14 protein-coding genes are annotated in these 13,980 nt (G+C 65.7%); 6 read left to right on the top strand and 8 right to left on the bottom strand.

Going from position 1 to position 13,980, the window contains the following annotated elements; genetic code table 11:
- Positions 1 to 145: 145 nt before the first annotated feature.
- Positions 146 to 1,240 carry a chorismate synthase gene (aroC, locus tag AAG813_RS08875; protein ID WP_341914010.1) on the top strand — a complete coding sequence of 365 codons (1,095 nt, stop codon included), beginning with the start codon at positions 146 to 148 and terminating at the stop codon, positions 1,238 to 1,240.
- A gap of 13 nt (positions 1,241 to 1,253) precedes the next feature.
- On the top strand, positions 1,254 to 2,459 hold the full coding sequence (locus AAG813_RS08870; RefSeq protein ID WP_341914008.1) for an MFS transporter: 1,206 nt from the start codon (positions 1,254 to 1,256) through the stop codon (positions 2,457 to 2,459).
- 92 nt (positions 2,460 to 2,551) lie between these two features.
- Here the strand turns inward: AAG813_RS08870 and AAG813_RS08865 are convergent, their stop codons facing one another.
- A complete protein-coding gene (locus AAG813_RS08865; protein ID WP_341914006.1) occupies positions 2,552 to 3,433 on the bottom strand; it encodes a DMT family transporter in 882 nt (293 codons plus the stop codon).
- 177 nt (positions 3,434 to 3,610) lie between these two features.
- On the opposite strand from AAG813_RS08865, the gene arfB reads away from it, so the two are divergent.
- Positions 3,611 to 4,015: an alternative ribosome rescue aminoacyl-tRNA hydrolase ArfB gene (arfB, locus tag AAG813_RS08860; protein ID WP_341914004.1), complete on the top strand. Its 405-nt coding sequence runs from the start codon at positions 3,611 to 3,613 to the stop codon at positions 4,013 to 4,015.
- A 77-nt stretch (positions 4,016 to 4,092) separates the two neighbouring features.
- Here arfB and AAG813_RS08855 read toward each other — a convergent pair whose 3' ends face one another.
- On the bottom strand, positions 4,093 to 5,016 hold the full coding sequence (locus AAG813_RS08855) for a LysR family transcriptional regulator (RefSeq protein WP_341914002.1): 924 nt from the start codon (positions 5,014 to 5,016) through the stop codon (positions 4,093 to 4,095).
- 147 nt (positions 5,017 to 5,163) lie between these two features.
- Between AAG813_RS08855 and AAG813_RS08850 the strand changes: the two genes are divergently transcribed.
- Positions 5,164 to 6,000, top strand: coding sequence for a class III extradiol ring-cleavage dioxygenase (locus tag AAG813_RS08850; protein ID WP_341913999.1), 837 nt, complete (start codon positions 5,164 to 5,166; stop codon positions 5,998 to 6,000).
- Between the two features lie 38 nt (positions 6,001 to 6,038).
- Positions 6,039 to 6,710 (top strand): alpha/beta fold hydrolase, encoded by a 672-nt coding sequence (locus AAG813_RS08845; RefSeq protein WP_341913998.1) that lies wholly within the window; start codon positions 6,039 to 6,041, stop codon positions 6,708 to 6,710.
- 81 nt (positions 6,711 to 6,791) lie between these two features.
- Here AAG813_RS08845 and AAG813_RS08840 read toward each other — a convergent pair whose 3' ends face one another.
- Entirely contained in the window at positions 6,792 to 7,199 is a 408-nt protein-coding gene (locus AAG813_RS08840) for a phage holin family protein (RefSeq protein ID WP_341913996.1), read from the bottom strand.
- Positions 7,200 to 7,302: 103 nt separating this feature from the next.
- On the opposite strand from AAG813_RS08840, the gene AAG813_RS08835 reads away from it, so the two are divergent.
- Entirely contained in the window at positions 7,303 to 7,803 is a 501-nt protein-coding gene (locus AAG813_RS08835; protein WP_341913994.1) for a hypothetical protein, read from the top strand.
- A 3-nt stretch (positions 7,804 to 7,806) separates the two neighbouring features.
- Here AAG813_RS08835 and AAG813_RS08830 read toward each other — a convergent pair whose 3' ends face one another.
- The 5 genes from AAG813_RS08830 to gcvT all read right to left on the bottom strand — a co-directional run bounded on the left by AAG813_RS08830 (position 7,807) and on the right by gcvT (position 13,972).
- Positions 7,807 to 8,817 (bottom strand): MBL fold metallo-hydrolase, encoded by a 1,011-nt coding sequence (locus AAG813_RS08830; protein WP_341913992.1) that lies wholly within the window; start codon positions 8,815 to 8,817, stop codon positions 7,807 to 7,809.
- 19 nt (positions 8,818 to 8,836) lie between these two features.
- Positions 8,837 to 9,289 carry a pyridoxamine 5'-phosphate oxidase family protein gene (locus tag AAG813_RS08825; protein WP_341913989.1) on the bottom strand — a complete coding sequence of 151 codons (453 nt, stop codon included), beginning with the start codon at positions 9,287 to 9,289 and terminating at the stop codon, positions 8,837 to 8,839.
- 217 nt (positions 9,290 to 9,506) lie between these two features.
- The gene (gene gcvP, locus AAG813_RS08820; protein WP_341913987.1) at positions 9,507 to 12,401 is read right to left on the bottom strand and encodes an aminomethyl-transferring glycine dehydrogenase; all 2,895 of its coding nucleotides are present in this window, start codon (positions 12,399 to 12,401) and stop codon (positions 9,507 to 9,509) included.
- 102 nt (positions 12,402 to 12,503) lie between these two features.
- Complete coding sequence (gcvH, locus tag AAG813_RS08815; protein WP_341913985.1) at positions 12,504 to 12,872, bottom strand: glycine cleavage system protein GcvH; 369 nt, start codon at positions 12,870 to 12,872, stop codon at positions 12,504 to 12,506.
- Positions 12,873 to 12,898: 26 nt separating this feature from the next.
- Complete coding sequence (gene gcvT / locus AAG813_RS08810) at positions 12,899 to 13,972, bottom strand: glycine cleavage system aminomethyltransferase GcvT (protein ID WP_341914130.1); 1,074 nt, start codon at positions 13,970 to 13,972, stop codon at positions 12,899 to 12,901.
- Positions 13,973 to 13,980 lie beyond the last annotated feature (8 nt).

Raw genomic sequence — 13,980 nt, 5'->3', positions numbered from 1 at the left:
CTTGTTGCGCTCCCCCTATCGTGAAGGACATTCTCGGAGGGGCACCCAGGCTGGCGTTCATCGGCTGTGCTCGACGCTCGATCATCACGGCGATCCAGCCTTCTGGCTCGTTTTCTGCACCAAAGCCATCTGGGATAATCCCCGCATGAGCGGCAACACCTTCGGCACCCTATTCGCAGTCACCAACTTCGGTGAATCCCACGGCCCGGCCATTGGCTGCGTGATTGACGGCTGCCCGCCGGGCATGGCGCTGAGCGAGGCGGACATCCAGGGCGACCTGGACCGGCGCCGGCCCGGCACCAGCAAGTACGTGACGCAGCGCAACGAGCCGGACGCGGTGGAGATCCTTTCCGGCGTGTACGAAGGCAAGACCACCGGCACGCCGATCTGCCTGCTGATCAGGAACACCGACCAGCGCAGCAAGGACTACGGCAACATCCTGGACACCTTCCGCCCCGGCCATGCGGACTACAGCTATTTGCAGAAGTACGGCATTCGTGACCCGCGTGGCGGCGGCCGGGCCTCGGCCCGGCTGACCGCGCCCATGGTGGCGGCCGGCGCGGTCGCCAAGAAGTGGCTGCTGGAAAAATACGGCACCACCTTCCGCGGCTGCATGACGCAGATCGGCGACATCGCCATTCCCTTCGAGGCCTGGGAGCACGTGCCGAACAACCCGTTTTTTGCGCCGGTGGCTGACGTGTCAAAGCTCGAGGCCTACATGGACGAGTTGCGCAAGGGGGGCGACTCCTGCGGCGCGCGCATTCGAGTCACCGCCACCGGCATGCCGGTGGGCCTGGGCGAGCCGCTGTTCGACAAGCTCGACGCCGACATCGCCTTTGCCATGATGGGCATCAACGCGGTCAAGGGTGTGGAAATTGGCGCGGGGTTTGCCAGCGTCACGCAGCGCGGCACCACGCACGGTGACTCGCTGTCGCCCGCGGGCTTCAAGTCGAACAACGCCGGCGGTGTGCTGGGTGGCATCAGCACCGGGCAGGACCTCGAAGTGTCGATTGCCATCAAGCCGACCAGTTCCATCCTCACGCCGCGCGAGTCGGTGGACATGGCCGGCGCCCCGACCACCGTGGTCACCAAGGGCCGGCACGACCCCTGCGTGGGCATACGCGCCACGCCGATTGCCGAGGCCATGCTGGCGCTGGTGGTGATGGAGCACGCCCTGCGCCAGCGCGCGCAATGCGCCGACGTGGTGCCGCCCATGCAGGCGATCAAGGGCTCCGCGTGAACCGGGCTTGAGCATGCCTGAAGCAGCTGCCAGGCGCCGCCAGCTGGTGCCGTTTGCGGCGCTGTCGGCCAGTTATTTTGCGCACATCGGGTTTTTCAACCCCTACCTGCCGCTGTGGCTGAAGGAGCTGGGGTTCAGCATCCTGGCGATCAGCCTGCTGACTTCGGTGCAGGCCGCCACGCGGCTGTTTGCGCCCTACGGCTGGGGCGCGCTGAGCGACCACACCGGAGAGCGCGTCAAGTTGCTGCGTTACGGCGCCACGGTGGCGCTGATTTCATCCCTCGGCTTGTGGCTGGACTTTGAATCCACTTACGGCGTCTGGTGGCTCACGGCGGTGCTGCTGGTGATGTTCACCCACACGAGTTCCATGATGCCCATGAGCGAAGCCGCCATGGCGCACCTGATTAGCCAGGGCGGCGCCTTTGACGCGCGGCGCTACGGGCGCGTGCGCCTGTGGGGTTCGCTGGGCTTTCTGTTCACGGTGTTTGCCGCGGGCAGCTGGTTCGAGATCTTTGGCATGAAACACTTTCCGGCCTGGACCTTTCTGTCGCTGCTGGCGGTGACGGTCAGCGTCTGGCTGCTGCCGGACCTGAAGGAGGCGGTCAGTGCCCACGATTTGAAACTGCCTATCTGGCCGATTTTTCGCCAGCGCGCCGTGAAGTGGTTTTTTGCGTCGGCGTTTTTCCATGTGCTGGCGCACATCAGCATCTACGTCTTTTTCTCGCTCTACCTCGACGCGAACGGCTACAGCAAAACCATGATCGGCGTGTTGTGGGCGTTTTCGGTGGTGGTGGAAATCGGCTGGTTCTACACCCAGGGCCGCTGGTTGCCGCGGCTGAGCCTGACCGCCTGGCTGATGGTGTGTTCGGCCGCCATGGCGCTGCGCATGGGCATCACTGCCGTCTGGCCGGGTGTGCTGCTGCTCATGCTGGTGGCGCAGGCGCTGCACGCGCTGACGTTTGCGACGCACCACACGGTCTGCATCGCGCTGCTGTCGCATCACTTCCCCGGACGGCTGCGCGGCCGCGGCCAGGCGCTGTACGTGGTGGTGGCTTACGGCCTGCCGGGCGTGCTGGGTGGCCTCGTTGGTGGTTTGCTGAGTTCGGCGTTCGGGCTGGTCAGTGTGTACTGGGCCTGCCTGGCCGCCAGCCTGGTCGCGACGGGCTGTGCCTACCGGGCCTGGCGCGTACAGCGCGGCCTGGAGGCTGCTGCACCCTGACCGGCGGCAAGTCTACAAGCGATTTATGCCTGCAGCCCTTGCCCCATGGGCGCAAGCAGCTATCAATAAAGTAGCGTGCGACGCTGGGCCGTTCAGCGTTCCGGCGGCGCGCGAAAGGGGTTGAAGCCGGTGATCAGCGCCGTGGCGGCCAGCACCAGCACGCAGCCCGGCGCCATGCCCCAGGTGACCGGCTCGCCGAGAAACATGCCGCCCCAGGCGACGCCGAACAGCGGAATCATGAACGCCGCCGAGGTGGCGGCACTGGCCGTGATCTCGCGCATCAGGCGCATGCTGATCCAGTACATCAGGCCCGAGGTGAAGATGCCCAGCACGCCCACGGCGATCAGTGCGCCGCTGGTGTAGTGGGCCGAGGGCAGGGCGACGCCGGAGGGCAGCAGCAGGAAAACCGCGGCTGCCACATGCACCACGGCCGAAGCCGGCAGCGGGTCATGCGCCATGGTCGCGCGTTTCATCAGGATGGCGCCAAAGCCATACGCGGCGGCAGCGGCGGTGCAGGCCAGCGCGGCCAGCACGACGCGCGGTGTCACCGCCACCGGCCCCAGCTGCACCAGCAGGGCGACACCGGCAAAACCCACGGCACAACCGAGTAGGCGGCGCGCCGAGAGCCGCTCCTCGCGCGCCAGCGCGGCGCCCAGCACGCCGAACAGCGGCGCGGTGGCGTTGAGAACCGCCGAATACCCGGCCGGGATCACCAGCGCGGCCCAGTTGAACAGCACAAAGGGCGCGACCACCGTCAGCACACTGAGCAGCGCCAGGCGCGGCCAGGCGGCACGCGGCGGCCAGTGCTCGCGCAGCGCGCGCATCAGCAGGGTCAGCACCAGCGCTGCCAGGATGCAGCGCACGCCGGCCAGCAGCCACGGGCCGAACGCCGGGCTGGCAATGCGAAGCAGGGGAAAGGAGCCACCCCAGAGGGCGGACAGGGCGATGAGCTGGAGGAAGTGTCGGGTGTGCATGAAAGGCCGGTCGGATCAGGGGATTGTGCGGGATTCGGGGCGGGTGTGCAGGGGGAACTCAGGCGTGTCTTGGCCCTTGTTCTCTTTTCTGAGGTCATGGGTTTGCTGGTGCTCAGGGAAGGAACGAGGAAGCCGCCGGCTCGGTTCATCCAATGGCAGCGTCTTCTAGAATGTCCCATGCCCCTCGAAGTCAACGAAGCCGAAGTCGAGATCACTGCCATTCGCGCGCAGGGCGCGGGCGGGCAAAACGTCAACAAGGTGTCCAGCGCGGTCCACCTGCGCTTCGACATCATGGCCTCGTCGCTGCCCGTGGAGGTGAAGGAGCGGCTGCTGTGCCTGCGCGACAGCCGCATCACGCAGGAAGGCGTGCTGGTCCTCAAGGCCCAGCAACACCGCAGCCAGGAGATGAACCGCGCCGACGCGCTGGCCCGGCTCAACGAAATCGTCAACAGCGTCGCGGTGCCGCCGCGCGTGCGCCGCGCCACCAAGCCGACCTATGGCTCGAAGCAGCGGCGCCTGGCGGGAAAAAGCCAGCGTTCGGAGATCAAGGCCTCGCGCGGCAAGGGCGGGGTCAGCGAGTAGCTGGCTGAAAACTTCAAGCCTTTTTGGCCTCTGGCCCTTGTTTCACGGGCGCCGGCAGCTCCTGATTCAGTAGCGAATCAGCGACCTGCCGGCACCACGTCCGCAGCCGCCCAGGCGGGTTTCTCAAACGCGTCTGCAAGAAACTCCACCATGCGCCTGACCTTGACCGACAGGTGTTGCCGGCTCGGGTACACCGCCTGAATGTCCAGTGTGGGTGCCTGGAAGCGGGGCAGCACTTCTTTCAGGCGGCCGTCGTGCAGGGCCGGCCCGACGATGAAGGTGGGCTGCAGGATCAGGCCCTGGCCGGCCAGCGCGGCGGCCAGGCAGGTGTCACCGGAGTTGGTGCGCAGGCGTGGCTGCGTGAGCACGTCCTCCTTGCCATTCGGCCCTTCAAACGACCAGCTGTCGCCGCCCGACCAGTAGGTGTAGGCAATCACCGTGCGTGCGGCGATGTCTTCCAGCGTGCGAATCGCGGCGTGCCGCTTCAGGTAGCCGGGCGCGGCACACAGCACCAGCCGCGTGCTTGCCAGCCGCTGCGCGACCAGGCTGGAGTCGGGCAGGCGAGCAATGCGGATGGCCAGGTCATACCCTTCATCGACCAGGTCCACCACGCGGTCGGACAGGGTCACGTCCAGGCTGACCTGCGGGTACTGCTGCAGGAAGCGGCCCCACAGCGGTGCCAGGTGCAGGTTGCCAAAGGTCACCGGGGCATTGATGCGCAGGCGGCCGACCGGCTGCACGGTGTTGGCGCTGGCTGCGGCGTTGGCCTCGGCCAGGTCATCGAGGATCTTGAGGCTGCGCTCGGCATACGCCACACCGGCCTCGGTCAGCGACTGGCGGCGTGTGGTGCGGTTGAGCAGGCGCACACCGAGGCGCGCCTCCAGCTCCAGCACCAGGCGCGACACCATGGCTTTGGAGCTGCCCAGCCGTTCGCCCGCCTTCACAAAGCTGCCGCTCTGCACGACGGCCACAAAGGCTTCCATCTGGCGGAACTGGTCCATGGCGGGGCTTGGGGAATGGAGAACAGGAGGTTGGAAAACTGGATTGTCATTCATATCAGGACAATCAATAAATAAATATGATATTTATCTTTCATGGGTAGACAACTACATTGGACGGATTCATCCCTGTCGTCCAGGAGTCCTTCCATGTCTGCCCATTCCGCTTCCGTTCTTCCTGCCCTGTTCATCTCGCACGGGGCGCCGCTGTTTGCCACGGAGCCGGGGACTACCGGGCCGGCGCTGACGCGCTGGGGCCAGGCCCTGAAAGAGGCGGCCGGGACTGGCCTGCGCGGCATCGTGCTCATGTCGCCGCACTGGATGGCGCGCACACCCGCGGTGATGACGAATCCTGCGCCGGCCACCTGGCACGACTTTGGCGGTTTCCCGCAGGCGCTGTATGCCTTGCACTATCCCGCGCCCGGCCATCCGGAACTGGCGCGTGAGGTGCTGGGCTTGTTGCAGGGCGCGGGCATCGCCGCGCAGGGCGACGACAACCGGCCGCTGGACCACGGCGCCTGGGTGCCCCTGATGCATTTGTTTCCGGACGCCAGCGTGCCGGTGGTGCAGGTGGCGCTGCCGGTGTCTTATGGCCCGGCCGAAACCTATGCCCTGGGCCAGGCCCTGGCCGGCCTGCGCGAGCGCGGTGTGCTGGTGGTCGGTTCGGGCAGCATGACGCACAACCTGGGCGAATTTTTTGGCGGTGAGCGCGCGCCGGCGCCTTATGTCGCCGCTTTCAGCCGCTGGGTCGAGTCCACGCTGGAACGCGGTGATTTTTCTGCCATGCTGGACTACCGGCGCCAGGCACCCGACGCGCAGCGTGCGCACCCCAGCGAAGACCACTTCCTGCCGATCTTCTTCGCGCTCGGTGCGGCCGGTTGGGGTGGCCCACAGAGGCCGCGGCCCGACTACCTGAGCCGTGAAGTGATGTACAGCATGCTGGCGATGGACACGTTTGCCCTTGCCGCGCCCGTACCGGCGCACTGAAATCAACTGGCCCTGTTGGCCCAACCCGGAGTTTCCCGATGACGATGGATCTGCCCCTTTCTTTCCTGCACCGTCCCGCCGCGGCGGGCACGGCCCAGCCCTGGCTGCTGGTGCTGATGCACGGCGTCGGCAGCAATGAGGACGACCTGTTCGGCCTGGCGCCGCACGTGCCGGCCCACTTCCACGTGCTGAGCCTGCGCGCCCCGAACGTGATGGGTGCCCGCGCCTTTGCCTGGTTCGAGTTTGGCGTGACGGCACAGGGGGATCGTGTCATCAACGAGGCGCAGGAAGTCGCCAGCCGGCAGACCGTCGCGCAGACCGTGTCGGCGGCGGCAATGCAACTGGGCATCACGCCCGGGCGGGTGGTGGTCGGCGGCTTCAGCCAGGGCGGCATCATGGCGCTCTCTCTGTTGCTGACCCAGCCCGCGCTGCTGCAGGCGGCGATGGTGATGCACAGCCGACTGTTGCCGCAGGTGCTGCCCTTGCTGGCACCGGCTGACGCGCTGCAGGGCAGGCAGCTCTGGCTCAGCCACGGCACGCGCGACCAGGTGATTCCGCTGGCCCATGCGCATGCCATTCGCGCGCTGGCGGAAACACTGCCGATCACCTTGCGTTACGCCGACTACCCGAGTGCGCACGAGATCACGCCGCAGGAGTTGGGCGAGGCGATGGGATGGTTGGAGCAACTCGCTGCCGGGGACGCTATCTAAAAGATAGCTTCTGGTGCCTGTCCCGCATGGGCTGGTGGCCGATTTGATGTGATGTCTGGGCCAAACCCGCGCCTGCGGGACTCAGAGCCACACGCCGCTGCCGGGCATCTGCATGGGGATGGCGTCGGGACCGCTGCCCACCAGCACGAAGGCGCCTATCACCCAGCTCAACACGGCAATGAAGATGCTGGCAAAAAAGGCCGTCCAGAAACCGGAGACCTTGAAGCCGCGCACCAGCGCGGAGACCAGCAGAATCATCAGGGCATTGATGACCAGCAGGAACAGGCCGAAGGTCAGCAAGGTCAGCGGCAAGGTCAGCACAATCAGCAGCGGCTTGACAATGGCATTTGCAAAACCGAGCAGCAGCGCCGAGATGACCAGCGACGAGGTATCGGCGAAACTGATGCCCCGAAAGACGCGACTGGCCAGCCAGAGTGACAGCGCGGTGATGGCCCAGTGCAGAAGGAAAGTGATCAGGTGGTCGAACATGGCAGATGATCTGAGGGGGGCATGGCCGGGAATCATACCGGGCTGTCCCTGGGCAGCGGCTGCACCTGTCTTTCACCATCGTCTGTGGAAAGGAGCGCCAGCGATGATTCACCAGTTGCAGGCAGACGACTGGGTGGCCACCGGCGCCGAAACGGCGCTCTGCCGGCTGCCCTTCACCGTGGCCCAGGCGGAACAGCGTTTTGGTCTTGTGTTTACGCCAGCGAAGTCCATCAAGACTGCCACGCCCGATCAACCCGGGCCGTGGCAGGCGGTGATCGGCCACGAGGGCCAGGTCTATCTTCTGCATGCGGCGCGTGAAGCCCCGCCACCCGACCATCTGCTGGAGGTTTTGGCCCGGGGGGACGTTCGTTATCCGGCGCCACTGGTGGCCAAGATCTGCGCCGCGTTCAAGCTGGCACCGCAAGACCTGCCATGGGTGTCGCCAGACCTGGGCGAACGCCGCTGGCTGCTCTGGCGACGCGATGACAACAACAACCGGGCGGTCATGGGCTACTTCAAGGACAGGCAGGTGGCCGAACGTGTGGCGCAGCTGTACACCGACCGGGGGCACAAGCAGCTGTATGGCGTGGAGGAGGCGCAGTAGTTTTTAGACCTCTTGCCGCGCCGCCTCCATCTCCGCGCGCAGTTCGTCTTCGCGGCCCGCATAGCGGGGTGAAAAATGGAAGGGAATCACCAGCCTGGCGCCGGCCGCACGCGCGATGTGGCCGGCCTGCCGTGCGGTCAGGTGCAGCTTGCGGGCGCCATGGCTGGCGTCCTCGTCGAGGAACACACATTCGATGAACAGCTGCGTGGCATCGGCCACCAGGGCCGTGATGCGTTGCACGTTGTCCGGGTGAAAGGCGACATCGGTCACGTAGCAGATCTTCTCGCCCGGCACCAGCCGCAGGACCCCGGCCTTGAGTTCGCCCAGAGGCAACACGCGTTCATGCGCGCCATGGCGGTCGCGCCAGGCGGCCCGCACCGGCGTCGTATCGGGCATGCCCTGCATCACCGCCGCCTTGAGGTCCTTCAACCAGGGCCCGACACCCAGCTCGAGGCCAGCCAGCCGGTTCTTCCACACATTCACGTGGGCTTTTTCCTCGACGGCAAAGCCGAGACAGGGCGTTCCATGGTCGAGAAACGCCGCACACACGCGGAAACCCGGCTCATCGAGCAACACCCCGCCGTGCAATTGCCGCGGCGCGAGGGGCTCCGGCTGAAAATGCCGATGGCAGCGCAGGCGCGTACCCCGGGCCTGCCAGGCGGCATCGATCTCCCAGACATCGATCACGAAGTCGCCGGGATAGTTGTCGACCAGGTTCCAGGTGTAGGCGGCCAGCTTGTGCCCGACCTGGGCGGTGAAACCGGGCGGGCCATACAGGCGGATGTGTTTGTGGCGGCCCAGGCAGAGGCGAAGCAGCCGGTCGAAACCGTAGAAGTGGTCCATGTGGGTGTGCGTGACAAACACATCCGAGATCCGCAGAATCTTTTTGGCTGGCAGCACGGTGAGATCGCCCAGATCGAAAAGCAGCGCCCGCTTCTCGAACATGAAATCCACATACAGCCCGGCGTCGTCCAGCGGGTTGTTGACGAGTTCAGTGCTGAAGGTGGAGCGCATGGCCGCGAGAACGCCGCCATCAACAGGTGACGAAATCCGTATGCCCGAAGCCCTGGGTGTAATCAAGAACGGAGATGACCGAGGGTGTGACGCGGAAGATGCGGACCTCGTCCGGCTCCGGCATCTTCATCGGCAGCGGCTTGGCCTCCGGGTATTTCAGCGGCAGCATGCGCAGGACTTTTTCGGCTTCGGCCCGGTCGGTCACCGCCTGCGCATGGGCGGCCATCGACAGGCCGGTGATGGCCATCAGATCCGCCGTGTCGTGATCGATGGTCAGTGAGAGCCGGTTGTCCCGCGCCAGGTTGGCTGCCTTCTGGCTGTCCAGCCCGCAAAGAAAATATAGCGTCAGGCCGTCGTTCACATAGCCTACCGTCGTGGCCTGGGGCCAGCTATCGGGCCGAAGCGTCGCCACCGTCATGATGCGATGCTGGTCCAGCAGCGCCAGGATTTTGCGTTGGATATCGTCGTTCATGGGGCACCTCCACAATCGTCAACAGGGAAAGGTCGACGACATTCTGGGCTGGTGCGGCCGTGCGGCCTTGATCGCCGTCAAGGGCTGACGACTTCGGATCGGCTGCCAACCCCGGCTTGCAAGTGAAATCTGCCTTCAGCCCTTTCAGGACGGGCGGAGGCAGCTATGGAATCAGGAGCAAAAATTTCCCGGGGCTGTGGGGCCCCGGGACGCTGGCTCACGCGTAATCGGCCACCGGTACGCAGCTGCAGAACAGGTTGCGGTCGCCATAGACGTTGTCGACGCGGCCCACCGGCGGCCAGTACTTGACCTGCTTGAGCGTGGCCAGCGGGAAGGCGCCGGTTTCGCGCGAATACGGCCGGTCCCAGTCCGCGCCCAGCAGGCTGGCAGCGGTGTGGGGCGCGTGTTTGAGCGGGTTGTTGTCCTGCGGCCAGCTGCCGTTTTCCACCTGGCGGATCTCTTCGCGGATGGCTACCATGGCGTTGATGAAACGGTCCAGCTCGGCCAGGGTTTCGCTTTCGGTGGGTTCGACCATCAGCGTGCCGGGCACGGGGAAGCTCAAGGTGGGCGCGTGGAAGCCATAGTCCATCAGGCGTTTTGCCACGTCTTCGGCGCTGACGCCGCTGGTTTCCTTCAGCGGGCGCAGGTCCAGGATGCATTCGTGGGCGACGTGGCCGTTCTCGCTGGCGTACAGCGTCGGGTAGTGGTCCTTCAGCCGCGCGCTGATGTAGTTGGCGCTGAGGATGGCCACTTCAGTCGCCTGCTGCAGGCCCTCGGGGCCCATCATGCGGCAGTACATCCAGCTGATCGGCAGCACAGCCGCATTGCCCAGCGGCGCGGCAGAGATGGCGCCCACGCCGTTGACCGGCAGGCCGGCCGTGGCATGGCCGGGCAGGTAGGGCACGAGGTCGGCCACGACGCAGACCGGGCCGACACCGGGGCCGCCGCCGCCGTGCGGAATGCAAAATGTCTTGTGCAGGTTCAGGTGACTCACGTCACCGCCAAATTCGCCCGGGGCGGCCACGCCGACCAGCGCGTTCATGTTGGCGCCGTCCACGTAGACACGGCCACCATGGCTGTGCACCAGCGCGCACAGCTCTTTCACCTGCGTCTCGAACACACCGTGCGTGCTCGGGTAGGTGATCATCATGCAGGCCAGGTTGGCGCTGTGCTGTTCGCACTTGGCTTTCAGGTCGGCCATGTCGACGTTGCCCTGGGCATCGCAGGCGGTGACCACCACCGTCATGCCGGCCATCTGCGCGCTGGCCGGGTTGGTGCCGTGGGCCGACGAGGGGATCAGGCAGATGTTGCGGTGGCCCTGGCCGTTGGCTTCCAGCCAGGCCTTGATGACCAGCAGGCCGGCGTATTCGCCCTGCGAGCCGGCGTTGGGCTGCAGGCTGATGCCGGCGTAACCCGTCGCCTGGCACAGCCAGTCGCGCAGCTGCTGGTCGAGCTCGGCATAACCCTGCAACTGGTCGGGCGGCGCAAACGGGTGGATGTGGGCAAACTCGGGCCAGGTGACGGGAATCATCTCGCTGGTGGCGTTGAGTTTCATGGTGCAGCTGCCCAGCGGGATCATGCTGCGGTCCAGCGCCAGGTCCTTGTCGCTGAGCATGCGGATGTAGCGCAGCATGCCGGTCTCGGAGTGGTGCGTGTTGAACACCGGGTGCGTCAGGAAGTCGCTGGTGCGGCGCAGCTCCTCGGGGATCAGCGGCTCGACGCCTTTTTCGAAGTCGCTCAGGCGCGGCATCGGCTGGCCGGGCTTGACGAAGAAGGACCAGAGCATCTCCAGGTCTTCCCGCGTGGTGGTTTCGTCGAGCGACACGCCCAGGTGGTTGGTCAGGCGGCAGCGCAGGTTGGCCCCCGACTGGCGGGCGCGTTCAGCTATCGAATTAGTAGCGTCATCGGTCTTGATGGTGACCGAATCGAAGGCACTGGTATTGGTGATGTCGTAGCCCATCTGCTGCATGCCGCGCACAAAAATCGCGGTGTAGCTGGCCACGCGCTGGGCGATTCGCTTGAGGCCCTGCGGCCCGTGGTACACCGCGTACATGCTGGCCAGCACGGCCGGCAGCACCTGTGCGGTGCAGATGTTGGAGGTGGCTTTTTCACGGCGGATGTGCTGCTCGCGGGTCTGCAGCGCCAGGCGGTAGGTCGGGTTGCCGTGCACGTCGATACTGACGCCGACCAGCCGGCCCGGCATGGAGCGCTTGAACTCGTCGCGGCAGGCGAGGTAGGCCGCGTGCGGCCCGCCGTTGCCCATGGCCACGCCGAAGCGCTGGGTGTTGCCCAGCACGATGTCGGCATCCCATTCGCCGGGAGGCGCCAGCAAGGTCAGCGCCAGCAGGTCCGCGGCCACGCACAGCGCAGCGCCGTCCACATGCGCCTGGCCGGCCAGCGGCCGCAGGTCATGGATGCTGCCGGTGGTGGCCGGGTACTGCGCCAGCACGCCGAAGTAGTTGCCCTCGGCCATCAGCTGCGGCACGGTCGCGGCGGCCGTGCTCACCTTGACCTCGATACCCAGCGGCTTGGCCCGCGTCTGGATCACCTCGATGGTCTGCGGGTGGCAGTCGCCGGCCACGATGAACACATTGCTTTTGCTTTTGACGCTGCGTTTGGCCAGGGTCATGGCTTCGGCGGCGGCCGTGGCTTCGTCGAGCATGGAGGCGTTGGCCATCGGCATGCCGGTCAGGTCGCAGACCATGGTCTGGAAATTGATGAGCGCCTCCATGCGGCCCTGCGAAATTTCGGCCTGGTAAGGCGTGTAGGCGGTGTACCAGGCGGGGTTTTCCAGGATGTTGCGCAGGATCACGCCGGGTGTGTGGGTGCCGTAATAGCCCTGGCCGATGAAACTCCTGAAGACCTTGTTCTTCGCCGCCATGGCTTTGAGTTCGGCCAGTGCCTGGGCTTCGGTGACAGGCGCCGGAATGGCCATCGCCTGGCTGCGGGCAATGCTGCGCGGCACGATGCCGTCGATCAGCGCACGCCGGGACGCAGAACCCACGACGCTGAGCATGTGGGTTTCGTCGGCCTCATCGATGCCGATGTGGCGGGCAATGAACTCGGAAGCATTTTCAAGCTCGCGCAGCGGCTTGGCGGTGGGCATCAACATGGCGGTTTCCAGGATTCTTTCGCCCTGAGCTTGTCGAAGGGGCGGTGAACAGTGAGGCAAGACTTCGACAGGCTCAGTCCGAACGGTGGGCGGGAGGGCTATCTACGCTGTTGCGGAGAAGGTGGTGTAGCTGGTCTCATCCATCAGCGTGTCCAGCTGCGACTTGTCGGCCAGCTTGACCTTGAAGAACCAGCCGGCGCCCAGCGGGTCGGTGTTGGCCAGCGACGGGTCGTCGCGCAGGGCTTCGTTGACTTCGGTGACTTCGCCGCTGATGGGCATGTAGACGTCGGCCGCGGCCTTGACCGACTCGACGACACCGGCAACCTCTTTTTGCGCCAGCGTGCTGCCGACGGACGGCAGATCCACAAACACCACGTCGCCGAGCGCGTCCTGCGCGTGGGGGGTGATGCCGACGGTGGCGATGTCGCCGTCAACGTTGATCCATTCGTGGTCTTCGGTGTACTTGATCATGGGGGTTCTCCAGAATAATAAAAACTTCAACCGCGGAAATAGCGATTCGGAACAAAAGGCATGGGGCTTACTTCCATGGGCACGGGTTTGCCACGCACGATGGCGTTCACGCGTGTGCCCATGGCCGAGAACTCAGGCTTCACGTAGCCCATGGCCACGGGTTTGTCGATGCTGGGGCCGAGCAGGCCGCTGGTGACTTCGCCAATCGGCGTGCCGTCCAGGCTTTGCAGGGCCGTGTGGTCGCGCACGGGAATGCGCTCCAGCGCCACCAGGCCCACGCGTTTGCGGGTCAAGGTGGCAGGGTCGGCCAGTTGCGCCAGCACCTTGTCTGCACCCGGAAAGCCGCCGGCGCGCGCACCGCCGGTGCGGCGTACTTTCTGGATCGCCCAGTTCAGGCTGGCTTCGACCGGTGTGGTGGTGGTGTCGATGTCATTGCCGTAGAGGCACAGGCCGGCTTCGAGCCGTAGCGAATTGCGCGCGCCCAGGCCGACCGGTTTGACTTCGGGCTGGGCCAGCAGGGCGCGGGCCAGCGTGTCGGCCTGCGCGGCGGGCACGGAGATCTCGAAACCGTCTTCGCCGGTGTAGCCGCTGCGGGTGAGAAAGCAATCGCAACCGGCGACGGTAAAACGTCCGCCGGTCATGAACACCAGTTTCTCGACGCCGGGGGCCAGGCGCGAGAGCGCGGTGACGGCCTGCGGGCCCTGCAGTGCCAGCAGCGCCATCTCGGGCATGGGAATGACCTCGCAGCGCGTGCCGATGTTGGCCTGGATATGCGCGATGTCACCGACCTTGCAGGCGCCGTTGACGATGACGAAGATGTCGCCACCATTGAGGTAGTCGCGGTTGAAGAACATCAGGTCATCGATGATGCCGCCGTCCTCATTGAGCAGCAGGCCATAGCGCTGCTTGCCAGCGGGCAGGTCCATCACATCGACCGGGATCAGCGTCTCCAGCGCGGCTGCGGCCTCAAGACCGACCAGGCGCAACTGGCCCATGTGCGAGACGTCGAACAGACCGGCGGCCTGGCGGGTGTGGTGGTGCTCGGCCATCAGGCCGGCCGGGTATTGCACCGGCATGGCATAACCGGCAAACGGCACCATGCGCGCGC

It is taken from the genome of Polaromonas sp. YR568, assembly GCF_943371715.1.
Classification (GTDB): Bacteria; Pseudomonadota; Gammaproteobacteria; order Burkholderiales; family Burkholderiaceae_C; genus Polaromonas.
This window is presented reverse-complemented; position numbering and strand designations above follow the sequence as displayed.